This window comes from Isoptericola sp. NPDC056578 (assembly GCF_042793275.1).
Lineage (GTDB): Bacteria > Actinomycetota > Actinomycetes > Actinomycetales > Cellulomonadaceae > Isoptericola.
Genome location: NZ_JBHTVC010000029.1, coordinates 13,165 through 35,592 on the forward strand (window position 1 = coordinate 13,165; position 22,428 = coordinate 35,592).

15 protein-coding genes are annotated in these 22,428 nt (G+C 73.8%); 11 read left to right on the forward strand and 4 right to left on the reverse strand.

Annotated elements, in window-relative coordinates; translation table 11 throughout:
* The first annotated feature begins 25 nt into the window (after window positions 1-25).
* The 4 genes from nuoL to ACFQ80_RS12865 all read left to right on the forward strand — a co-directional run bounded on the left by nuoL (window position 26) and on the right by ACFQ80_RS12865 (window position 6,653).
* The gene (gene nuoL / locus ACFQ80_RS12850) at window positions 26-1,951 is read left to right on the forward strand and encodes an NADH-quinone oxidoreductase subunit L (RefSeq protein ID WP_430563918.1); all 1,926 of its coding nucleotides are present in this window, start codon (window positions 26-28) and stop codon (window positions 1,949-1,951) included.
* Between the two features lie 82 nt (window positions 1,952-2,033).
* Entirely contained in the window at window positions 2,034-3,677 is a 1,644-nt protein-coding gene (locus ACFQ80_RS12855) for an NADH-quinone oxidoreductase subunit M (protein ID WP_430563937.1), read from the forward strand.
* A complete protein-coding gene (nuoN, locus tag ACFQ80_RS12860; protein ID WP_430550569.1) occupies window positions 3,674-5,440 on the forward strand; it encodes an NADH-quinone oxidoreductase subunit NuoN in 1,767 nt (588 codons plus the stop codon). Before ACFQ80_RS12855 ends, nuoN begins: the two co-directional genes overlap by 4 nt.
* 268 nt (window positions 5,441-5,708) lie before the next feature.
* On the forward strand, window positions 5,709-6,653 hold the full coding sequence (locus tag ACFQ80_RS12865; RefSeq protein WP_430563938.1) for a polyprenyl synthetase family protein: 945 nt from the start codon (window positions 5,709-5,711) through the stop codon (window positions 6,651-6,653).
* A 62-nt stretch (window positions 6,654-6,715) separates the two neighbouring features.
* Here ACFQ80_RS12865 and ACFQ80_RS12870 read toward each other — a convergent pair whose 3' ends face one another.
* Window positions 6,716-7,294 carry a prepilin peptidase gene (locus ACFQ80_RS12870; protein ID WP_430563919.1) on the reverse strand — a complete coding sequence of 193 codons (579 nt, stop codon included), beginning with the start codon at window positions 7,292-7,294 and terminating at the stop codon, window positions 6,716-6,718.
* A gap of 73 nt (window positions 7,295-7,367) precedes the next feature.
* The gene (locus tag ACFQ80_RS12875; RefSeq protein WP_430563920.1) at window positions 7,368-8,216 is read right to left on the reverse strand and encodes a UbiA family prenyltransferase; all 849 of its coding nucleotides are present in this window, start codon (window positions 8,214-8,216) and stop codon (window positions 7,368-7,370) included.
* A 142-nt stretch (window positions 8,217-8,358) separates the two neighbouring features.
* Between ACFQ80_RS12875 and ACFQ80_RS12880 the strand changes: the two genes are divergently transcribed.
* The 6 genes from ACFQ80_RS12880 (at window position 8,359) to ACFQ80_RS12905 (ending at window position 14,592) form a co-directional block, all read left to right on the forward strand.
* On the forward strand, window positions 8,359-9,441 hold the full coding sequence (locus ACFQ80_RS12880) for a type III polyketide synthase (protein WP_430563921.1): 1,083 nt from the start codon (window positions 8,359-8,361) through the stop codon (window positions 9,439-9,441).
* Window positions 9,438-9,962: an isoprenylcysteine carboxyl methyltransferase family protein gene (locus tag ACFQ80_RS12885; protein ID WP_430563922.1), complete on the forward strand. Its 525-nt coding sequence runs from the start codon at window positions 9,438-9,440 to the stop codon at window positions 9,960-9,962. The genes ACFQ80_RS12880 and ACFQ80_RS12885 overlap by 4 nt, the downstream gene beginning before the upstream one ends.
* Complete coding sequence (locus tag ACFQ80_RS12890; RefSeq protein ID WP_430563923.1) at window positions 9,962-11,041, forward strand: NAD(P)/FAD-dependent oxidoreductase; 1,080 nt, start codon at window positions 9,962-9,964, stop codon at window positions 11,039-11,041. The genes ACFQ80_RS12885 and ACFQ80_RS12890 overlap by 1 nt, the downstream gene beginning before the upstream one ends.
* Window positions 11,042-11,217: 176 nt before the next feature.
* Entirely contained in the window at window positions 11,218-12,624 is a 1,407-nt protein-coding gene (locus tag ACFQ80_RS12895) for an FAD-dependent oxidoreductase (protein WP_430563924.1), read from the forward strand.
* Window positions 12,625-12,765: 141 nt separating this feature from the next.
* A complete protein-coding gene (gene htpX, locus ACFQ80_RS12900; protein WP_429764854.1) occupies window positions 12,766-13,659 on the forward strand; it encodes a zinc metalloprotease HtpX in 894 nt (297 codons plus the stop codon).
* A gap of 60 nt (window positions 13,660-13,719) precedes the next feature.
* Complete coding sequence (locus tag ACFQ80_RS12905) at window positions 13,720-14,592, forward strand: potassium channel family protein (protein ID WP_430563925.1); 873 nt, start codon at window positions 13,720-13,722, stop codon at window positions 14,590-14,592.
* Here the strand turns inward: ACFQ80_RS12905 and ACFQ80_RS12910 are convergent.
* The gene (locus ACFQ80_RS12910; protein ID WP_430563926.1) at window positions 14,565-15,446 is read right to left on the reverse strand and encodes an HAD family hydrolase; all 882 of its coding nucleotides are present in this window, start codon (window positions 15,444-15,446) and stop codon (window positions 14,565-14,567) included. The two genes, ACFQ80_RS12905 and ACFQ80_RS12910, sit on opposite strands and share 28 nt — an antisense overlap.
* A gap of 38 nt (window positions 15,447-15,484) precedes the next feature.
* Entirely contained in the window at window positions 15,485-15,982 is a 498-nt protein-coding gene (locus ACFQ80_RS12915) for a YajQ family cyclic di-GMP-binding protein (protein WP_429764848.1), read from the reverse strand.
* A gap of 305 nt (window positions 15,983-16,287) precedes the next feature.
* Between ACFQ80_RS12915 and ACFQ80_RS12920 the strand changes: the two genes are divergently transcribed.
* Entirely contained in the window at window positions 16,288-22,395 is a 6,108-nt protein-coding gene (locus ACFQ80_RS12920; RefSeq protein WP_430563927.1) for an Ig-like domain-containing protein, read from the forward strand.
* Window positions 22,396-22,428: the final 33 nt, after the last annotated feature.

Consider the following 22,428-nt stretch of genomic DNA (forward strand, 5'->3'; position numbering starts at 1 on the left):
GCGACCTGTGGACACGCAGACGACGATGCAGACTCTCTCCCTCGCCCCCTGGCTGGTCGCGACCCCGATGATCGGCGCCCTCGTGCTGCTGGTCGCCGGCCGGCGCACCGACCGGTGGGGGCACTGGCTGGGAGTGCTGGCCAGCGCGGCGACGTTCGTCGTCGGGCTGGTGATCCTGCTCGACATGCTCGGCACCCCCGCCGACCAGCGGGTGGGCACCCACACCGTGGGCACCTGGATCGACTCGGGGCCCCTGCACGTGGACCTCGGGTTCCAGGTGGACCCGCTGTCGATGACGTTCGTGATGCTCGTGACGTTCGTCGGCACGCTGATCCACGTGTACTCGGTGGCGTACATGGGCCACGACGTCGACCGGCGCCGCTTCTTCGGGTACCTCAACCTCTTCGTCGCGGCGATGCTGCTGCTGGTGCTCGCCGACTCCTACCTGCTGCTCTTCGTCGGCTGGGAGGGCGTGGGCCTGGCGTCGTTCCTGCTCATCGGGTTCTGGGACGGCAAGCGGGAGAACGCGGTCGCGGGCAAGAAGGCGTTCGTCATGAACCGCGTCGGCGACATGGGGCTCATCGTCGCGATGATGCTCCTGCTCGCGACCTTCGGTTCGCTGAGCTTCGGCACGGTGCTGCCGGCGGCCGGCGAGGGGGCGACGGCGGCCGGTCAGGGCGTCATGACGGCGATCGGCCTCATGCTCCTGCTGGCGGCGTGCGGCAAGTCGGCGCAGCTGCCGCTGCAGGCGTGGCTCGGGGACGCGATGGCGGGCCCGACGCCGGTGTCCGCGCTGATCCACGCGGCGACGATGGTGACCGCCGGGGTGTACCTGCTGGTGCGCTCGGGCCCGATCCTCGAGGCGGCGCCGGACGCGCAGCTCGTCGTCGCGATCGTCGGCGCGCTGACCCTGCTGTTCGGGGCGATCGTCGGTACCGCGAAGGACGACATCAAGAAGGCGCTCGCGGCGTCGACGATGTCGCAGATCGGCTACATGATGCTCGCCGCCGGCCTGGGGCCGGTCGGGTACGCGTTCGCGATCTTCCACCTGCTCACGCACGGCTTCTTCAAGGCGGGGCTGTTCCTCGGCGCCGGGTCCGTGATGCACGCGATGGACGACGACGTGAACATGCGGCGCTTCGGCGGGCTGTCCCGTCTGCTGCCCGTCACGGCCATCACGATGGGCCTGGGCTGGCTCGCCATCCTCGGGGTGCCGCCGTTCTCGGGGTTCTGGTCGAAGGACAAGATCATCGAGGCGGCGTTCGTCGGCGAGGGCTGGCGCCCGTGGGTCTTCGGCATGGCGGCGCTGCTGGGCGCCGGGATCACGGCGTACTACATGTCCCGGCTGTTCTTCATGACGTTCCTGGGGCGGCGCCGCTGGAGCGACGGCGAGCCCGGCGACGACGGTGCGCCCGTGCGGCACCCGCACGAGTCCCCGCGCCTCATGACCTGGCCGATGATCGTGCTGGCCGTGGGGTCGGTGGCGCTCGGCGGGATCCTGGCGATGGGCGACCGGTTCGTCACGTGGCTCGAGCCGGTCACCGGGCACGCCGAGCACCACGATCCGGTGCTCCCGGTGGGGCTGCTCATCGCGCTCACGCTGCTGCTCGTGGCGCTCGGCATCGTGCTGGCCTGGCGCCAGTACGTGGTCGCCGCGGTGCCGGTCGAGCCGCCTCCGGCGCCCGCCGTCGTGCGGGCGGCGCGGGTCGACCTGTACCAGGACGCCGTCAACGAGTCGCTGGTCATGCGGCCGGGGCAGTACCTCACCCGGGCGCTCGTGTACTCGGACCGCACGGCCGTCGACGGCGGCTGGCTGGGCCTGGCCGGCGGCATCGGGCGCCTCGGCTCCCGGCTGCGGCGAATGCAGAACGGCTACGTGCGGTCGTACGCGGCGACGATGCTCGGCGGCCTCGGCGTCGTCGGGCTGGTCGTCTGGGTCCTGGCGAGCTGAGCGGGGTGGCGGGAGCGATGGCGATGACGCCGAACACGACGCCGGACACGGTGTCGACGACGAAGGACGGGGAAGCATGACGATGTCCGCAGGGTTCCCCTGGCTCACGGTCCTCATCGTGTGGCCGCTGGTGGCCGCGGCCGCGACGGCCCTCACGGGCGTGGGCCGGGGCCGCCCGGCCGCCGGCCCGGTCACCGGGGGCAGGTTCGGTGCGGGCGCCGCTCGCACGGTCGCCCTGGTCGGCGCGCTGGTGGAGGTCCTCCTGCTGGTCGGGGCCTTCGCGGCCTTCGACACCGGCGACGCGGGGACCCACCAGCTCACCGAGACGTACTCCTGGATCCCGCCGATCGGCGCCAGCTATGCCGTCGGCGTCGACGGCGTGGGGCTGCTGCTGGTCGCGCTGTCGGTGGGCCTGGTGCCCCTGGTGATCCTCGCGGCCTGGCGCGAGCAGGGCGGCGACCACGTGCGGCTGCGCCGCTACCTCGCCACCGTGCTGCTGCTCGAGGCGTTCATGGTGACGGTCTTCGTCGCCCGCGACGTGTTCCTCTTCTACGTGGTGTTCGAGGCCATGCTCATCCCGGCGTACTTCCTCATCGGCGGGTTCGGGCAGGGGCCGCAGCGCCGGTACGCGGCGGTGAAGTTCCTGCTGTTCTCGCTGGCCGGCGGCCTCGTGATGCTGGTGGGCGTCATCGCGCTCTACCTGCAGGTGCCGGCCGCGGACCGCGGCCCGCAGACGTTCCTCACCGACAACCTCACGGGGCTGACGCTCGACCCGACGGCCGAGAAGCTCATGTTCTGCGCCTTCTTCCTCGCGTTCGCGATCAAGGCGCCGATGTTCCCCGTGCACTCGTGGCTGCCCGACGTCACGCAGCACTCGACGCCCGGCACCTCGACGCTCCTCATCTGCGTGCTCGACAAGGTGGGCACCTTCGGGATGCTCACCCTGTGCCTGCCGCTGTTCCCCGAGGCGAGCCGCTGGGCGGCACCGTTCGTGATCGTGCTCGCGGTGATCTCGATCCTGTACGGCGCGGTCCTTGCCATCGGCCAGAGCGACCTGCTGCGCCTCATCGGCTACACGTCGGTGTCCCACTTCGGGTTCATCGTCCTGGGCATCTTCACCTTCACGTCGCTGGGCACCGCGGGCTCCGGCCTGATGATGCTCAACCACGGCATCTCCACCGGGGCGCTGTTCCTCGTCGCCGGGTTCGCGATCGCGCGGCACCCGCGCCAGAGCCAGCTCATCGGCGACTACGGCGGCCTGCGCCGGGTGGCGCCGATCCTGGGCGGCACGTTCCTCGTCGCCGGCCTGTCCGCGGCGGCCCTGCCCGGCCTGGCGACGTTCGTCTCCGAGATCATGGTGTTCCTCGGGTCGTACGCCCGCTGGCCCGCCGCCGTGCTCGTGGCCGTGCCCGCCGTCGTCCTCGCCGCGGTCTACGTGCTGCTCACCTACCAGCGCATGTTCACGGGGGAGACGACGCCGGAGCTGGCGTCCGCGCGCGACCTCGACGGCCGGGAGAAGACCGTGGCCGGCGTGCTCGTGGGGGCCCTGCTCGTGCTCGGCCTCGTGCCCGGGCCGGTGCTCGACTACGTGCGTGCGCCGGGGGAGGTCGCCGTCGAGCAGGTCGGCGAGACGGATCCACCTCCGGTGGTAGAACCGGTCGAGACCCAGGCGATGGTCGCGACGGGCTCGGCTGACGGGAGCTTCACCGAGGGGAGCCAGCTGTGAACGACTTCGTCGCCCCGACCATCGACTGGGCCGCCGTGTCGCCGGTGCTGATCGTGCTGGCGGCGGGCGTGCTCGGCGTCCTGCTGGAGGCGTTCGTGCCGGCGAAGGCCCGGCGCGCGACGCAGCTCACGCTCACCCTGGCGGCGCTCGCGGGCTCGCTCGTCGCGGTCGGGCTGCTCTGGGAGCGGGTGCAGGAGAACGCGGTGTCGGTGGTGGGCGGGTCGTACCTGCTGACGCCGTTCGGCCTGGGCGTGCAGGCCGTGATCGGCGTGTGCGCGCTGCTGGGCGTGCTCGTCGTCGCGGAGCGCACCACCACCGGCCAGGACGCGTTCGCGCCGTCCGCGGCGGCGGTGCCGGGCACGGCCTACGAGGACGAGACGCGCCGTGCGGGCCTCCAGCAGACCGAGATCTACCCGCTCCTGCTGTTCTCGACCGGCGGCATGCTGCTCTTCCCGGCCACGGACGACCTCATCGTCATGTTCGTCGCGCTCGAGGTGCTGTCGCTGCCGCTGTACGTGCTGTGCGCGACGGCGCGCCGCCGCCGGCTCCTCAGCCAGGAGGCCGCGTTCAAGTACTTCGTGCTCGGCGCGTTCGCCTCCGCGCTGTTCGTCTTCGGCATCGCGCTCGTCTACGGCTTCGCCGGCACGGTGCGGCTGCAGGGCGTGGTGCAGGTGCTCGCGGACCCGGCCGTCTCGCCGCTGGGGTCGATGACGGCCCTGGTGGTGGTCGGGCTGCTGCTGGTGCTCAGCGGGCTGCTGTTCAAGATCGGCGCCGCGCCGCTGCACGCCTGGACCCCGGACGTGTACCAGGGCGCGCCCACGCCGATCACGGGCTTCATGGCGGCGTGCACCAAGGCCGCCGCGATGGGCGCGCTGGTGCGCGTGCTGTTCACGCTGGCGAACGGCCTGAGCCCCGCCGTCCGGCACGACGTGGAGGTCGCGCTCTGGGCGGTCGCGATCCTCACGATGCTGATCGGCACCGTCGTCGGCGCGGTGCAGACGGACGTCAAGCGCCTGCTCGCGTACTCCGCGATCGCGCACGCCGGGTTCCTCCTGGTCGGCGTGGTCGGGATGGACGAGGCCGGCTCGCGGGCCGTCCTCTTCTACCTGCTCGCGTACGGGCTCGCGTCCGTCGGCGCGTTCGCCGTCGTCACGCTCGTGCGCGAGCGCACCGTGTCGGGCGACGACGACACCGCCGAGAGGGGGGCCGGTGGGCCGGTCCCCGACGACGGCGTGGTGCTGGGCGAGGCCACCCGCCTGGCGCAGTGGACGGGCCTGGGGCGGCAGGCCCCGTGGCTCACGGCGGCGTTCTCGCTGTTCCTCCTGTCGATGGCGGGGATCCCGCTCACGGCCGGGTTCGTGGCGAAGTTCGGCGTCTTCTCGGCCGCCGTCGAGGCGGGGGCGTGGCCGCTCGCGCTGCTCGGCGTGCTCGCGTCCGCCGTCTCCGTCTTCTTCTACGTCCGGGTCATCGTGCTCATGGTCCTCACCCCGCCGCCCGGCGGTGAGCAGGGCACGACGTCGACGGGCGCGGCCTCGTCGGGGACGACGGACGGCGGTGAGCAGGGCGGCGGCAGCGGTGGCACCGCCACGGTGACGGGCGCCGCGACCCGCACGCTCGTCTCGCGGACGGTCGTGACGGTGGTCGGCTCGCGCGGTCCCGCGGCGTTCGCGATCGCGGTGTGCGCGGTGGGCGTGCTGCTCCTCGGCATCCTCCCGTCGGGCGCGCTGGACCTGGTCGGCCAGGCGGCGCAGTTCCGCCCCTGACGACCTCCGGTCGGCGGTCCGTCCTCGGGTCGGCCCACGTTCGCGCCGACCCGAGGTCGGGTGGCCGGCCCGGCGCACCCGCCGGGGTGTCCGACCTGACGCGGCCGAGGGCCGTCTCGGTGCGGTGTTCGGCGCCCCGGCCGGATAGGTTCGGACAGTGACTCGCGCTCCTTCCGCCTCGGCCCCCCGGCCCGGGCCCACGCCGCCCCCGGCGCCTCCGGCGATCCCGCTGTCCGACCCGGCGCTCGCCGACCGGCTCGCCGAGCGCATGACGCGGGTGGACGCGGCGCTCGACGAGGCCGTGGCCTCGGCGGACGCCCTGGCCGACGACGCGTCGCGGCACCTCGTCGCGGCCGGTGGCAAGCGGTTCCGCCCGCTGCTCACGCTGCTCGCGGGCGAGCTGGGCGACGGGTCGCGCCCGGAGCTCGTGGACGCGGCGGTCGTCGTGGAGCTCACGCAGGTCGCGTCGCTGTACCACGACGACGTCATGGACTCCGCGCCGCTGCGCCGCGGGGCCCCCGCGGCGCACACCGTGTGGGGCAACTCGGTCGCGATCCTGGTGGGCGACCTCCTGTTCGCCCGGGCGTCCGCGCTCGTCGCCGGCCTCGGCCCGGAGGCGGTGGTGCTGCAGTCGCGCACCTTCGAGCGCATGTGCCTCGGCCAGCTGCACGAGACGATGGGGCCGCGTGCCGACGACGACCCGGTGGAGCACTACCTGCAGGTGCTCAGCGACAAGACGGCGTCGCTGCTCGCGACGTCGGCGCGCCTCGGTGCGATGTTCGGTGGGTGCGAGCCGGCCGTCGTCGACGCCGTGGCGGCGTACGGCGAGAAGGTGGGCGTCGCGTTCCAGCTCGCCGACGACGTGCTCGACATCGCGTCCTCCGGCGACGAGTCCGGCAAGACGCCCGGCACCGACCTCCGCGAGCACGTGCCGACGATGCCCGTGCTGCTGCTGCGCCAGCGGGTCGCGCAGGGCGACGGCTCCGCGGCGGACGCGGCGCTCGTCGCCCGGCTCGACGGCGACCTCGCCGGCGACGACGCGCTCGCCGACGTCGTCGCGGAGCTGCGGGCGCACGACGTGCTCGCCGAGACCCGCGCCCTCGCCGGCCGGTGGGCGCGCGAGGCCGCCGCGGAGCTGGCGCCGCTGCCCGACGGCCCGGTGAAGCAGGCGCTCGCCGACCTCGCCCAGGCGCTGGCCGACCGGACGGTGTGACCGGCCGCCGCGACCTGCCTCCGACCTGACTCCGGCCTGCCTCGTGACCGGGCGTCGACGGGCTAGGCGGAGGCCAGCCGGGCGAGCGTCACCGCGATCGCCGCGCCGGCGAGCAGGTACGGGCCGAAGGCCAGCGCCGTCCCGCGCGACGCCCGCCGGGAGGCCATGAGCACGATCGCCACGGCCCCGCCGAGCAGGATCGGGAGCACCGCCGCGGCGACGAGCGTCGACCACCCGTACCAGGCGGTGACGAGGCCGAGCAGCGCGGCGAGCTTGGCGTCGCCGCGCCCCATCCCCGAGCGGTGCGCGAGGTGCAGCAGCAGGTACGCGCCGCCGAGCAGGAGGCCGCCGAGGAGCGCCCGCAGCGCCGTGTCCCACGTCCCGCCGCCGAGCGCCGCGAGGGCGAGGAGCGCGCCGACGACCGCCGTCGTCGGGTAGGTGAGGGCGTCCGGCAGCCGGTGCGTGCGGGCGTCGATCACCCACAGCGCGGCCCCCGCCACGGCCGCGACGACGAGCGCCGGCGTCGACCAGCCGGGTCCGCTCGCCCAGACCGCCCAGGCCGCGGCGAGGGCGGCTCCCCACGTCGCCGCGCGGCGGTGGGGCGCGACCTCGGCACGGGCACGCTGGAGGATCGGGGGCACGTCGGGATGCTATGCGCCGGCGTCGGGGCGCCGGGGGCGCCGTCCACAGCCCGTCCGGCCGCCCCGGGCCGGGTCAGCCCGGGAGCGCCACGGCGTCGGCCGCGAGGACGAGCTGCACCACGCACACCACCGCCACGGCCAGGCTCAGCAGGAACGGCGCGCGGCTGTGCGGCCGCACGAGCCCCACGGTCCCGGCGAGGGCGGCCAGCACGACCGCGCCGCCGGTGAGCGCTGCCGACGCGACGGAGGGCGGGCCCGGCGGGCCGAGGAGGATCACGACGCTGCCCGCCGCCAGGACCACGGGCGCCAGCACGCTCGCGCCCCGGCGCCCCAGGCGGTGCGGCAGCCCCCGCACCCCGGTGGCGTCGTCGTCCTCCAGGTCCGGCAGCACGTTGGCGAGGTGGGCGCCGACGCCGAGCAGCGCTGCCGCGCCGACCGTCCAGCCCGCGACGCGACCGTCGCCCGCCGCGGCCACCACGAACGCGGGCAGCAGGCCGAAGCTCACGGCGTAGGGCAGCCACGACAGCGGCGTCGACTTGAGCCGCGCGTTGTAGGCCCAGGCGCTGCCGACCGCGGCGACGTGCAGCAGCCCCGGCACGAGCCCCGTCGCGAAGGACAGGACGACGCACCCGGCCAGGGCGGCGATGGCGGCCGTCCGGAGCGTGCGGGGCGCGACGGCGCCCGTCACGGTCGGCTTGTCCGCGCGTCCGACGCGGCGGTCGCGCGCGGCGTCCAGCCAGTCGTTGCTCCACCCGACCGACAGCTGGCCGGCGGCGACGGCCGCCGTGACGAGCAGGGCGCGGCCCCCGGGGAGGCCGACGCCGACCGCGAAGACCAGGGCCAGCCCCGTGACCACCGCCGCGGGTGCAGGGTGCGTGGCGAGCAGCAACCCGCGCACCCGTGCCGCCACGTCGCTGCCCATGACGGGAAACTACGCCTGTCGCCCCGTGACCCGGGGCAGGACGCGGGGTTCTCGCGCGGAAGGAAGGCTCGCGGCGCGCGTCTGCCGCGTCCGGCGGGGTGCCCGCGCGCGGGAGAGCGGCGCCGGTGCCACGATGCGAAGCATGTCGCGCGTCCTCGCCGTCGCCCCCGTCCTGCCCGGTCCGGCGCACCCCCAGGGGCGGATCGCCGAGATGGTCGCCCCGCTGCTGGCAGACGCGGGGCCGCGCCGCGAACTGGCCCGCCGGCTGCACGCCGCGGCCGGCGTGCGCACCCGGCACCTCGCGCTCCCGCTCGCCGACTACGAGCGGCCGTTCGGGTTCGCGGACGCCAACGCCGTGTTCGCCCGCGAGGGGGCGGCGCTGGCCGAGCGGGCGTGCCGGGAGGCGCTGGCGGCCGCGGGCGTGGAGCCGGGCGACGTCGACCTGCTGTTCTTCACGTCGGTGACGGGCGTGGGCGCGCCGTCGGTCGACGCCGGGCTGGTGGCCCGTCTGGGGCTGCGGCCCGACGTGCGCCGCGTGCCGTCCTTCGGGCTCGGGTGCGCGGGCGGCGCCGCCGGGCTGGCGCACCTGCACGAGTACCTCGCGGGGCACCCGGACCAGGTGGCGCTGCTGGTCTCCGTCGAGCTGTGCTCGCTCACGCTGCAGCGGGACGACGGCTCGACCGCGAACCTGCTCTCGTCCGGCCTCTTCGGGGACGGGGCGAGCGCGGTGGTCGTCGCCGGCGACGACGTCGTGGCCCGCGGCCCGCGCCCCGCGCCGTGGGTCGTGGACGCCCGCGGCCGGCTCTACGCCGGCACCGAGCGGCTCCTGGGGTGGGAGGTCCGGGACACCGGGTTCGGCATCGTGCTGTCGGCGGAGCTGCCGCAGCTGCTGCGGGCGCACCTCGCGGGGGACGTCAAGGACCTGCTGGCGGCGCACGGCCTGGAGCCGGCCGACGTCGGCACCTGGGTGGTGCACGCCGGCGGGCCGAAGATCGTCGACGCCGTGCGCGACGCCCTCGACCTGCCCGAGGAGGCGCTGGCCCGCACCCGCGCGACGCTGGCGGCCGAGGGCAACCTGTCGTCGTCCTCCGTGCTGCACGTGCTCGCGGCGACCCTCGACGACGGTGCGCCGCCGCCGGGCGGGTGGGCGGTGCTCATGGCGTTCGGGCCCGGCGTGGCGGTCGAGCTGGTGCTGCTGCGCGCGGCCGCCGCGGGGGCGGCATGAGCGCGGCGCTCTACGCCGCCCTGGTGCTCGCGACCGGCGTGGAGCGGCTGGCCGAGCTCGTGGTCTCGGCGCGCCACGCCCGCTGGTCGTTCGCGCGCGGGGGCGTCGAGTCCGGCCGCGGGCACTTCCCGGCGATGGTCGCCCTGCACACCGGCCTGCTGGTGGCGTGCGTCGTGGAGGTCGTCGTCGCCGACCGGCCCTTCCTGCCGTGGCTGGGGTGGCCCATGCTCGCGCTCGTCCTCGCGAGCCAGGGGCTGCGCTGGTGGTGCATCGCGACGCTGGGGGAGCGGTGGAACACGCGCGTGATCGTGGTGCCCGGGCTGCCGCTGGTGCGCCGCGGCCCCTACCGCTGGCTGGCGCACCCCAACTACGTGGCCGTGGTCGTCGAGGGCGTCGCGCTGCCGCTGGTGCACACGGCGTGGGTGACGGCGCTGGTGTTCACCGTCCTGAACGCCTGGTTGCTGCTGAGCTTTCGCATCCCCGCGGAGGAACGCGCGCTGCGGGCCGCCGGGGCCGGCTGATGCGTCGACCCGACCAGGGCGTCGACGTCGAGACGGACGTGCTGGTGGTCGGCGGCGGCCCCGTCGGCCTCGCGGCGGCGATCGAGGCGCGGCGGGCCGGGCTGGGCGTCGTGGTGCTGGAGCCCCGGTCGGCACCGGTCGACAAGGCGTGCGGCGAGGGGCTGATGCCGGGCACGCTCGCCGCGGTGCGGCGGCTGGGGGTCGACCCGCCGGGCTGGCCGCTGCGCGGGATCTCCTACCGCCAGGACGGGGTCGCCGCCGACCACCGGTTCGCGGCCGGGCCCGGCCGTGGCGTGCGCCGCACCGCCCTGCACGCCGCGCTGCACGCGGCCGCGCTCGACGCCGGCGCGTCCGTGCTTCCCCGGCGCGCCGGGGCGGTGGTGCAGGACGCCGAGGGCGCCGTGGCGGCGGGGGTCCGCGGCCGCTGGCTGCTCGCCTGCGACGGGCTGCACTCGCGGGTGCGGAGGGAGGTGGGGCTCGACCTGCGCGACGACGGGCCCCCCGGCGTCGCGCGCCGGCGCGTCGGCCGCGACCGGAGGCGGCGGTTCGGGCTCCGCCGGCACTTCCGGGTGCCGCCGTGGACGGACCTGGTGGAGGTGCACTGGGCGCCGCGGGTCGAGGCGTACGTCACGCCCGTGGCCCCGGACCTCGTGGGCGTGGCCGTGCTCGGCCCGGCGGGCGCGGACCTCGACACGGCGCTCGCGACCCTGCCGGAGCTGGCCGACCGGCTGGCGGGCGCGCCGGCGGCCGGGCCGGTGCGGGGTGCGGGGCCCATGCGGGTGCGCAGCCGGGCACGGACGGCCGGGCGGGTGCGGCTGGTCGGGGACGCGTCCGGCTACGTGGACGCGCTGACGGGGGAGGGGCTCCGGGTCGGGTTCGCGCAGGCGCGCGCCGCCGTCGCGGACCTCGACGACCCGGCCGGGTACGAGCGTGCGTGGTCCCGGGCCACCCGGGACGTGCGTTGGCTCACGTCCGGGCTCGTGGCGGCGGCGACGTCGCCGCTGCGCGGCCGGGTCGTGCCGGCGGCGGCCCGGGCGCCGGCGCTGTACGGCGCCGTGGTCGAACGACTGGCGCGCTGATGAAAGCCCGAGGCAACTGTGACCGATCTGCAAGACAAGCCGTTCACATGGCGGGACGGTTGTGGCACCCTGGGTAAGGCTGGACCCTGACAGGTGAGGTAAGCCTCACCCGATCGCAGGAGAATCCTCCTAGAATCGAACGCCACGCATCCCCGATCCGGAAGGCGTATCCCGCAGTGAGCAGCATCCGACCTCTGCGCGTCGCGATCGTCGGCGCAGGCCCCGCCGGCATCTACGCCGCGGACATCCTGTCGAAGACCGACCTCGACGTGAGCATCGACCTCTTCGAACGCCTGCCCGCCCCGTTCGGCCTCGTGCGCTACGGCGTCGCCCCGGACCACCCGCGCATCAAGCAGATCATCACCGCGCTGCACCGCGTGCTCGGCCGCGGCGACGTGCGCCTGCTGGGCAACGTGGACTACGGCGTCGACCTCAAGCTCGACGACCTGCGTCAGTTCTACGACGCCGTGATCTTCTCCACGGGCGCGATCAAGGACCACGAGCTGCCGGTGCCCGGCATCGACCTCGAGGGCTCGTACGGCGCGGCGGACTTCGTGTCCTGGTACGACGGCCACCCCGACGTGCCGCGCACCTGGCCGCTCGAGGCCAAGGAGGTCGCCGTGCTCGGCGCCGGCAACGTCGCCCTCGACGTCGCGCGCATCCTCGCCAAGCACGCGGACGACCTGCTGCCCACCGAGATCCCGGCCAACGTCTACGACATCCTCAAGACCTCGCCGGTCACCGACGTGCACGTGTTCGCCCGCCGCGGCCCGGCGCAGGTGAAGTTCTCGCCGCTGGAGCTGCGCGAGCTCGGCCACGTGCCGGACGTCGACATCGTCGTCTACCCCGAGGACTACGAGTTCGACGACGGCTCGATGGCCGCGGTCGAGTCGTCCAACCAGACCAAGCAGGTCGTCAAGACGCTCACGGACTGGACGCTCGTCGACCCGTCGACGCAGAAGGCCTCGCGCCGCCTGCACCTGCACTTCCTGCACGCGCCGGCCGAGATCCTCGGCGAGGACGGCAAGGTCGTGGGGCTGCGCACCGAGCGCACGGCGCTCCAGGGCGACGGCACGGTCAAGGGCACGGGCGAGTTCCACGACTGGCCGGTCCAGGCCGTGTACCGCGCGGTCGGCTACTTCGGCTCGCCGCTGCCGGAGATCCCCTTCGACGAGCTGAAGGGCGTCATCTCCAACCGCGAGGGCCGCGTCGTCGACCTCGACGGCGAGCACCTGCCCGGCGTGTATGCCACCGGCTGGATCAAGCGCGGGCCGGTCGGCCTCATCGGCCACACCAAGTCCGACGCGTCCGAGACGATCCGCCACCTCGTGGAGGACGTCACGGGTGTGGGCGACGGCGGCGACGTCGCGACCGGCGACCTCGCGTCCGGCCGCACCGCCACGCAGGCGGACCCGCAGGCCGTGCTCGACTTCCTCGCCGACCGCGGCGTGGACGTCGTCGAGTGGGACCACTTCGTGCTCCTCGACGAGCACGAGAAGGCGCTGGGCGAGCCGCACGGCCGCGAGCGGATCAAGGTCGTGCCGCGCGACGAGATGCTCGACATCGCGAAGGGTCGCGCGTGACGGTGCGAGCCTGACGGCGGGACCGACGGATCGGCACGAGGGCCCGGGCGGGAACCGCCCGGGCCCTCGGCGCGTTCACCCCGTGACATCCTGCCGGCGCGCCGGCGCGGGCAGGGCGCACGGAAGGAGACGGCAGGACACATGGGCCACCAGCACTTCAACGGTCTCAAGACGGCGGCGCTCTTCGGCGTCATGTGGGCCGTGGTCCTCGGTCTGTGGGCGCTGTTCTTCCGCGGCAGCGCGGGCATGCTCGTCGTCTTCGTGGGGATCGGCCTCGTCACGACGTTCGTCGGCTACTGGAACTCCGACAAGATCGCGATCCGGGCGATGCACGCCTACCCGGTGACGGAGCTCGAGGCGCCGGAGATGTACCGCATCGTGCGGGAGCTCTCCACCGAGGCCCGCCAGCCCATGCCGCGCCTGTTCATCTCGCCCACGCAGGCGCCGAACGCGTTCGCGACCGGGCGCAACCCCAAGAACGCGGCGGTGTGCTGCACCGAGGGCATCCTGCGCCTGCTCGACGAGCGGGAGCTGCGCGGCGTGCTCGGGCACGAGCTGATGCACGTGTACAACCGCGACATCCTCACGTCCTCGGTGGCGTCCGCGATGGCGGGCGTCATCACCTCGCTGGCGCAGTTCCTGCTGATCTTCGGCGGCGGCGACCGGCGCGAGGGCGGCAACCCGCTCGCCGCGCTGGCCATGGCGATCCTCGCGCCGTTCGCCGCGATGATGATCCAGATGGCGATCTCCCGCACGCGCGAGTACGACGCGGACGAGGACGGCGCCAAGCTCACGGGCGACCCGATGGCCCTCGCGTCCGCGCTGCGCAAGCTGGAGTCCGGCACGGCGAAGGCACCGCTGCCGCAGACCCGCGAGCTGCAGAACGTCTCCCACCTCATGCTGGCCAACCCGTTCCGCGGCGCCGGCATGGCGAAGATGTTCTCCACGCACCCGCCGATGGCGGACCGCATCGCCCGCCTGGAGAAGATGGCCGGCGGCACGGGCTTCGGCCCGGGGGGAATCACCCGCTACTGACGCCCCGCGCGGCCGCGCTCGGGGAGCGTGGCCGACGTCGGTCTGCCAGGCTGACCTGCGATGACCTCAGCCCCGCCGGGCGGCCGGGACGACACCCGTGACACGGCCGAGCCCGGGCAGCGCGAGCGCCCGACGTCGTCGCACCCGGACGCCGGTCACGCGCGCCTGCGGCGCTGGCAGGCGGCCACCGAGTGGCCGCTGACGGCGATCTCCCTGCTGTTCCTGGTCGCGTACGCGATCCCGATCGCGCGCCCGGACGTCTCGCCGGACGTGCGGGCCGTCTGCTCCGTCGTGCTCGGGGTGACGTGGCTGCTCTTCGTCCTGGACTACGTGGTGCGCACCCGGCTGGCCCCGCACCCGTGGCGGTACGTGCGCCGGCACCCGCTCGAGCTCGCCGTGGTCGTGCTGCCGGTGCTGCGCCCCCTGCTGCTGGTCTCCGTGGTGGTGCGCCTCAACCGCGTCAACGCCGTGCGCCTGCGGGGACGCGTGGTGCGGTTCGCCGTGGCCGGCACCGCGCTCCTGGTCGTCGTCGGAGCGCTGACGGTGACACAGGCCGAGCGGGGTGCGCCGGGCGCCAACATCGTCAACCTCGGCGACGGGTTCTGGTGGGCGATGGTGACCATCACGACCGTCGGCTACGGCGACCTCACGCCGGTGACCCCGACGGGCCGGGTCATCGCGGTCTGCCTGATGCTCGGGGGCATCGCGCTGCTGGGCGTCGTGACGGCGACGCTCTCGTCCTGGCTGGTGGAGCGGGTCACCGACACGTCGTCGCCCGACGACCGCCTGGGTGCGGCGGGGGAGGCGCCCGTCGGCATGGTCAGCCAGGCGCAGGTGGCGCTGCTCGTCGCGGAGGTGCAGGAGCTGCGCGCGCAGCTCGTCGCCGACCGGCAGCGCACGCAGGCTCAGGGGGAGAGCGGCTCGGCGGAGTAGCCGTCCACGCGCGGGGAGACGTCGAGCGCCGCCTCGAGCGCGGCGGCGACGCCGTCGTCGTCGTTGCCGGGCACGACGGCGTCCGCGCAGGCGAGCACGTCCGGGTGCGCGTTGGCGACGGCGTGCCCGCGGCCGGCCCAGCGCAGCATCGGCAGGTCGTTCGGCATGTCGCCGAAGGCCCACACGTCGCGGGCGTCGACGCCGAGCCGGCGGCACCACCGGGCGAGCGCGACGTCCTTCGTCACGCCGGGCGGCAGCAGCTCGGCCAGCCCGGCGGCGCCGGAGTAGTGCAGCTCGGCCCGGCCGCCCACGACCTCGCGCACCCGGTCGAAGAACATCTCCTGGTCGTCGTCCCGGACGTCGCCGCGCTGCACGACGCCGAAGCCCTGCGTGGGGGTGCCGGGCCGGACGGCGAGCAGCTTGGCCACGGCGTCGTCCCCGCCGCGCAGCGCGTGCTCGACGGGCACGGCCCGCAGGCCGCGGTCGAGCCCGGGCTCGCCGTCGGGGAACCAGGGGTCGAAGGCCGGGCCGCGGACGGTCTCGACGGCGAGGCCGACCCCGGGCACGGCCGCCCGCAGCCCGGCGACGAGCTCCTGCACGACGCCCTCGCCGAAGCCGCAGGCGTCCAGCGCCCGGCCGGAGCCCAGGTCCCAGACCGCGGCGCCGCCCAGCGCGATGACCCGGCCGTGGCCGCCGACCAGGTCGCCCAGGTCGGCCAGCCAGCGGGGCGGGCGGGCGGTGACGAAGACGACCTCGACTCCGGCGTCCTCCACGTCCCGCAGCGCGCGGCGCGTGCGCGCGGAGACGGTGCCGTCCGAGCGCAGCAGCGTGCCGTCGAGGTCTGTCGCGACCACGCGCGGCAACCCGCGGCGTGCGCCGCCCGCCCGTGCGGTCACCGGTAGTTGACGAACTGGACCGCGAAGTCGAGGTCCGCGCCCTTGAGGAGCGCGATCACGGCCTGCAGGTCGTCGCGGGACTTGCTCGTCGCGCGGACCTCGTCGCCGGTGATCTGCGTCTTGACGCCCTTGGGGCCCTCCTCGCGGATGAGCTTGGTGACCTTCTTGGCGTTCTCACCCGCGAGGCCCTCCTTGAGGGAGCCGGCGAGCCGGTAGACCTTGCCGGACGACTGGGGCTCGTTCTCGCCCGTGTCGAGGGCCTTGAGCGAGACCCCGCGCTTGACGAGCTTGGTCTGGAACACGTCGAGGGCGGCGAGCACGCGCTCCGCGGAGTTCGCCTCGAAGACGATGGTGTCCTGACCGCTCCACGCGATGGACGCGCCCACCCCCTTGAAGTCGTACCGCTGCGCGATCTCCTTGGCGGCCTGGTTGAGGGCGTTGTCCACCTCCTGGCGGTCCACCTTGCTGACGATGTCGAACGACGAGTCGGCCACGACTGCTCCTTGCTGCTCTGGTCTTGCTCAGATCGGCGTGCGATCCGGGCCCGGACGTATCAGGTGGGTGGGGTTCGCCCACTACCGTAGTGCGGCGGTGCATGGGGAGGCCTACCCATCGAGACGGACCGCGTCATGTCGGGCGTCTTCGGTAGGGTTCGCCGAGGTATGCATCACGCCGGTTCCCAGGCAACTTCCCCAGATGGGTCAGACCGGTCCTCCGCCCGCGGCGCGACGGTAGCGCGCGGGCTGTCGCACCAGCCGCTGTCCGCACCTGCCCAGAAGTAGGAGAGGAACCGAACCGCATGAGCCTCGTCTCTCGTGCCGTGGAGAACCGTCGGTCCATCGCATCGGTCGGGGTCGTCGCGCTCTTCGGCGCGGGGCTGACCGGCTTCGCGCTCTGGTACGACGGCGAGGCGACGGTGGACGTCGACCTCAACGACTCCGGCGTGTGGGTGACGAACGCCGCCGACGGCGAGATCGGCCGGTTCAACTACGAGGCCAAGGCGCTCGACGGCACGCTGTACGCCAACACGACGGGCTTCGACGTCCAGCAGGACGCGCAGCGCGTGCTCCTGTCGAGCACGGGGGACTCCTCGGCCAGCCCCGTCGACCCGGCGCAGCTCGCCCTGACCAGCACGATGAAGCTGCCCGGAGGGGCGCAGGTCGCCTCGGGCAGCGCCACCACCGCGATCTACGACGGCGAGTCGGGCAGCGTGTGGGTGCTCCCGTTCGACGGGGCGGCGTCCTTCGACCCCGAGGAGACGGAGCCCGTGCTCGAGAAGGTGGGCAAGGGCGCCCGGCTCGAGGTGAGCACCGGCGGCACCGCCGTCGTGGCGTCCCCGGCCGACCAGAAGCTGTGGACCATCCCGACCAGCGCGCGCGGCACGGCCGAGGACCCCGAGGAGGAACGGCTCTCGGTGCAGCCGGGGACCGACGTGCAGGTGACCACCGTGGGCGAGGAGCCCGTGGTGCTCGACCGCTCGACGGGCAAGGTCGTGCTGCCCGGGGGCGACGCGGTGGAGATCGACGGCGGCGCCGAGGCGCAGCTGCAGCAGCCGTCGCCCGACTCGGACATCGTGCTCCTCGCGACCTCGCGCGGGCTGGTCTCCCAGCCGCTGGACGGCGGGACGCCGACGAAGCGGACCGCGAACGGCACGCCCGCGCGGCCCGTCCAGCTCGGCGAGTGCGTCTACGGCGCCTGGTCGGTGTCCGGGCAGGTCGTGCGCGACTGCCCCGGGACCGACGACGACCAGGACGTCGTCCTGGAGGGCCTCTCCGCCGACAGCAGCCTCGTCTACCGCGTGAACCGCGACGTCATCGTGCTCAACGACGTGGCCCGCGGCACCCTGTGGATGGCGGCGGACGAGTTCCAGAAGGTCGACGACTGGGACCTGACCATCCCGGAGAACGACGAGGGCGAGAAGACCGAGTCCGAGGAGACGACGCCGGAGCAGGTCGACCAGTTCGTCGCCGACCGGGACAAGAAGAACCGGCCGCCGCAGGCGAAGGACGACTCGTTCGGCGTCCGGCCCGGCCGCACCACCGTGCTCAACGTGCTCGGCAACGACGTCGACCCCGACGGCGACGTCATGACCGTCGAGGTCGACGGCGAGCCGACCGGTGACATCGCCGTGGACCGGGTGCTCGACGGCGCCGCGCTGCAGGCCGACGTGCCCACGGACGCGACGGGGAGCACGACGCTCACCTACGTGGTCGACGACGGCCGCGACGGGTCCGACACCGCGAAGGTCACGCTCACCGTGGTGCCGGAGTCCGAGAACGACGCCCCGACCCAGACGGGCGAGCCCGTGCTGCGGGTCGGCCAGGACGGCACCGCCAGCATCAAGGTGCTGCCGTACTTCCGCGACCCGGACGGCGACGACCTGTTCCTGTCCCACGCCAGCACGGGCGACCCGAAGGACGAGGTGCGCTCGCGGCCCGACGGGACGATCGAGTTCCGCGACGGCGGGGCGGCCACCGGCCGCAAGATCGTCGACGTCACGGTCTCCGACTCCCGGGGCAAGCCGGTGGAGGGGACGCTGATCGTCGAGGTCGTGGCGACCAACGAGCCACCGGTCGCGGTGCAGGACCACGTCACGGTGCTCGCCGGCCAGCCGGTCACCGTGCGGCCGCTCGAGAACGACACCGACCCCAACGGCGACCCGCTCCGGCTCGTGCACGTGACCGAGAAGAAGGGCCTGTCGTTCTCGAACAACCTCAACGCGGGGATGTTCACGGTGCAGGGCGACGAGCCCGGGTCCTTCGACGTGACCTACCAGGTGAGCGACGGCCCCAACTCGACGACGGGGCTCGTCCGGGTGGACGTCGTCGCGCCGCCGGAGGACGCGGCCCCGCCGGTGGTGGTCTCCGACCAGGTGCTGCTGCCGTCGGACGGCTCCGCGCTGCTCGACGTGCTGGCGAACGACACCGACCCGGCGGGCGGCGTGCTCGTCGTGCAGTCGGTCTCCGTGCCGGACGACTCCCCGGTCGACGTGGCGGTGCTCAACCACGACGTCCTCAAGATCATGGAGAAGCAGCGGCTCGACGAGCCGGTGACCTTCGAGTACACCGTCGCGAACGGCACCGGCTCCGCCACCGGCCAGGTGCGCGTGGTGCCCATCCCGGCCCCGAACACCCTGCGGCCGCCGGACGCGGGTGCCGACGAGGCGATCGTCCACACGGGCGACGTCGTCACCGTCCCCGTGCTCGACAACGACACGCACCCGGACGGGCTGGACGTCGAGCTGAACGACGAGCTGCAGGAGGAGCCCGAGGCGGAGCTCGGCGAGGCGTTCGTCTCCGAGGACACCGTGCGGTTCAAGGCGGGTCCCGAGGCGGGCACCGCCCACCTCGTCTACGAGGTGCGGGACAGCAACGGTCAGAAGGACTCCGCCCAGGTCACCATCACGATCAAGGACGACGAGGAGAACACCGCCCCGCAGGTGCCCGACACCGAGACGCGGGTGCTCAGCGGCAAGACGGTGCGCATCCCGCTCGCGCTCGACGGCACCGACCCCGACGGCGACCAGGTCACGCTGAGCTCGATCGCCGCGGCCCCGGAGCAGGGCACGGCGACGATCGTGGACGGGTTCGTCGACTACACGGCTGCCGAGGGCGCCGCGGGCTTCGACTCCTTCACCTACCAGGTGACCGACACCCGTGGAGCGGTCGGCCAGGGCACCGTGCACGTGGGCATCGCCGCGCCGCCGGAGACGAACCAGCCCCCGCAGGCCGTGGACGACGAGACCACGGTGCGGCCCGGGCGCACGGTGGCCGTGCGCGCGCTGGAGAACGACAACGACCCCGACGGCGACGAGATCGGCCTCGTGAAGGACGGCTTCGACGGGCTGCCGGACGGGCTGACGCCGAAGGCGGTCGAGGACGACATCGTCCTCGAGGCCCCCGCCGACGAGGGCGCGACGTCCTTCTACTACACGGTCCAGGACGCCTTCAAGGCACGTTCCACCGGGTCGGTCACGGTGAACGTGGACGCCGACGCGCCGCTGCTCCGGCCGGTCGCGAAGGACGACGTGGTGACGGCGGAGCAGGTCCGCGACGCCTCGACGGTCACGGTGGACGTGCTCGCCAACGACGTCGACCCCGACGGCGTGGGTGCCGACCTCGAGGTGTCGGTGGACCAGCAGACCGAGGGCGTCACCGTGCGCGAGGACGGCCAGGTGCAGGTGGCGCTGACGCCGCAGGCGCAGGTGATCACCTACACCGTCACGGACGTGGACGGGCTGCAGGCCAAGGCCTTCGTGCGCGTGCCGGGCGACCAGTCGCGTCCCTACGTGAAGCCGGGCTCGACGCCGCTCCAGGCGGTCAGCGGCGAGCCGCTGCCCGTCGAGCTGGGCGAGCTCGTGGTGGTCCGGGACGGTCGTGAGCCGCGGATCACCGAGGAGAAGTCGGTCGAGGTCACCGAGGGGACCGCGGTCGTGCAGGACGCCGACACGATCGAGTTCACGTCGAGCGAGGACTTCGCCGGGTCGGCGTCGGTGAGCTTCGAGGTGACCGACGGCGACGGGCCCGACGACGAGGACGGCAACAAGGCGGTGCTCACGCTGCCGATCGACGTCGTGCCCTCGACGAACCAGCCGCCGAAGGTGGTCGGCTCGCCGACGCTCCAGGTCGCGGCGGGCGAGGACAGCACGGTCGACCTGTCGCGCTACGTCAAGGACCCGGACAAGGACAAGCTGACCTTCGACGTCGAGAGCCCGAAGGGCATCACGACGTCCGTGTCGGGCGGCACCGTGACCGCGCAGGTCGAGCCGTCGGTGCCCAAGGGCACCACGCAGGACGTCGCGTTCACCGTGTCCGACGGCAAGAACCCGCCCGTCAGCGGCAACCTCGAGCTCACGGTCGTCGGCTCCACGCGCCCGCTCGTGCAGACGACGCCCGACAAGGTGCCCGACGCCCACCAGGGGCAGCCGGTGACGATCCCGGTGCTGGAGAACGACACCAACCCGTTCCCGGGCGAGGACCTGACCGTGGTCGGCGCGTACGGCGAGACCGGGTCGGGCACCGTGTCGTACGACGACCGGGACGTGATCATCACCCCGGACGAGGACTTCCACGGTGTGCTCACCGCGCGCTACGCGGTGCAGGACGCCACGCAGGACCCGGACCGCCAGGTCGAGGGCACCGTGACGGTCACCGTCCTGGGCCGTCCGGAGCCGCCGCGCGCGCCCACGGTGGAGGAGGTGCGCTCCGGCACGGTGGTGCTGAGCTGGGAGCAGCCGAACAACAACGGCGCCGACATCACCGGGTACACGCTGCACGCCTCGGACGGCAAGACCCAGGAGTGCGCCACCACGACGTGCACCTTCGACGGGCTGACCAACGACGTGGAGTACACGTTCACGGTGACGGCCACGAACGAGGTGGGCGACTCGGACGAGTCGGCGGCGTCGAAGAGCGCCCGGCCGGACCAGAAGCCCGACGCGCCGGCGGCGCCGAAGCTCGAGTTCGGCGACGAGCAGCTCACCGTCACGTGGACGAACAAGGACTACACCGACCGGTCCGCGATCACGTGCGTCAACCTGGAGATCAGCCCGGCCCCGGCCGACGGCAAGATCCAGAAGCCGTGCGTCGAGGGGACCTCGACCGTGTGGGAGGGCCTGACCAACGGCACCGCGTACACGGTGCGGGCGCAGGCGCTGAACGACGCCCCGGACCCGTCCGACTGGGGCAAGGCGTCCTCCCCGGAGACGCCCGCCGGCCCCCCGGCGGCCCCGGCGGCCCCGAAGGCGAGCCGGGTGGACACGGCCGTGGGCGGCCAGACGACCGTGTCGTGGCAGGAGCCGGACACCAACGGCGCCCCGATCGACATGTACTACCTCGACGTCTACGAGGGCGGTTCCCAGGTCAAGACCGTCAAGGTCGGCAAGGCGCGGTCCCAGACGGTGCAGGACCTCAAGACGAACGCCACGTACACCTTCAAGGTGCGGGCCGAGAACAAGGCCGACGTCTCCGCCGCGAGCCCCGCGTCCAACGCGGTGGTCCCGTACGGCACGCCGACGGTGCCGGGCAACGTGCAGGCCGCCCTCGGGTCGACCACGAACGGCCAGGCGGACGTGAGCTGGAGCGCGGCGGCGGAGTTCCGGGGGCCGGCCCCGTACTACCAGGTGCGGGCCAACGGCTCCGGCGGGAAGAACGTCGGCAACGTGACGTCGTACACCTACAAGGGCCTGTCCAACGGCACCACGTACACGTTCCAGGTCCAGGCGTGCAACGAGTACACCTGCTCCGACTGGTCGGACAGCTCGGGCTCCGTGACCCCGTTCACCACCCCGGGAAACCCGCGCCTGAGCTGGAGCGGGACCAAGAACGGCACCGGCCGGGTCGACGACGGGTCGTTCTCGATCAACGCCCCGAGCAGCAACGGCGGGCGGGCGGTCGACAAGATCGAGTGGAAGCTGTCGGGCAGCGCCTCGGACGAAGGGACCAAGACGTCGTGGCCGGCCTCCGTCGGTGTCCCGACGGGCTACAGCAAGACCTACACGCTGCAGGCCCGCGCCCACAACGAGGCGGGCTGGGGAGCGTGGACCTCCGTCACGGGCAAGACGGACGCGCCGCCGCAGCCGAAGGCGACGGTGTCGAAGGGCAACCGGACCGGCGTGCAGGACGGCTGCTCGTCCGGCAACTGCAACTACTTCAAGGTCACGGCCAAGGACTTCGACGGCAAGTCCCACCGCGTCGAGTGCTGGTCGTACAACAACCCGGACTCGACCGCGGGCTGGCACAACATCCGCATGACGGGCAGCAAGGTCTGGACGACCCCGGGTGGCCCCGGCTACGACGTGAAGCTCGGCGCCTCGACCACCGTCCAGCTCGACTGCTACTACGGCTACGACGGCACCCAGGTCGCCGTGGTGATCGACGGCGAGCGATATGCCGCGACCACCTGGTGACCCCGTCCAGCAGGACCACGACTCCCCGAGACA

What these genes read in the sequence shown, in the direction of transcription:
- nuoL (WP_430563918.1), top strand. Translation starts at nt 26, where the DNA reads ATGCAGACTCTCTCCCTCGCCCCCTGGCTGGTCGCGACCCCGATGATC.
- ACFQ80_RS12855 (WP_430563937.1), top strand. Translation starts at nt 2,034, where the DNA reads ATGTCCGCAGGGTTCCCCTGGCTCACGGTCCTCATCGTGTGGCCGCTG.
- ACFQ80_RS12865 (WP_430563938.1), top strand. Translation starts at nt 5,709, where the DNA reads ATGACGCGGGTGGACGCGGCGCTCGACGAGGCCGTGGCCTCGGCGGAC.
- ACFQ80_RS12875 (WP_430563920.1), bottom strand. Translation starts at nt 8,216, where the DNA reads ATGGGCAGCGACGTGGCGGCACGGGTGCGCGGGTTGCTGCTCGCCACG.
- ACFQ80_RS12880 (WP_430563921.1), top strand. Translation starts at nt 8,359, where the DNA reads ATGTCGCGCGTCCTCGCCGTCGCCCCCGTCCTGCCCGGTCCGGCGCAC.
- ACFQ80_RS12885 (WP_430563922.1), top strand. Translation starts at nt 9,438, where the DNA reads ATGAGCGCGGCGCTCTACGCCGCCCTGGTGCTCGCGACCGGCGTGGAG.
- ACFQ80_RS12890 (WP_430563923.1), top strand. Translation starts at nt 9,962, where the DNA reads ATGCGTCGACCCGACCAGGGCGTCGACGTCGAGACGGACGTGCTGGTG.
- htpX (WP_429764854.1), top strand. Translation starts at nt 12,766, where the DNA reads ATGGGCCACCAGCACTTCAACGGTCTCAAGACGGCGGCGCTCTTCGGC.
- ACFQ80_RS12905 (WP_430563925.1), top strand. Translation starts at nt 13,720, where the DNA reads ATGACCTCAGCCCCGCCGGGCGGCCGGGACGACACCCGTGACACGGCC.
- ACFQ80_RS12920 (WP_430563927.1), top strand. Translation starts at nt 16,288, where the DNA reads ATGAGCCTCGTCTCTCGTGCCGTGGAGAACCGTCGGTCCATCGCATCG.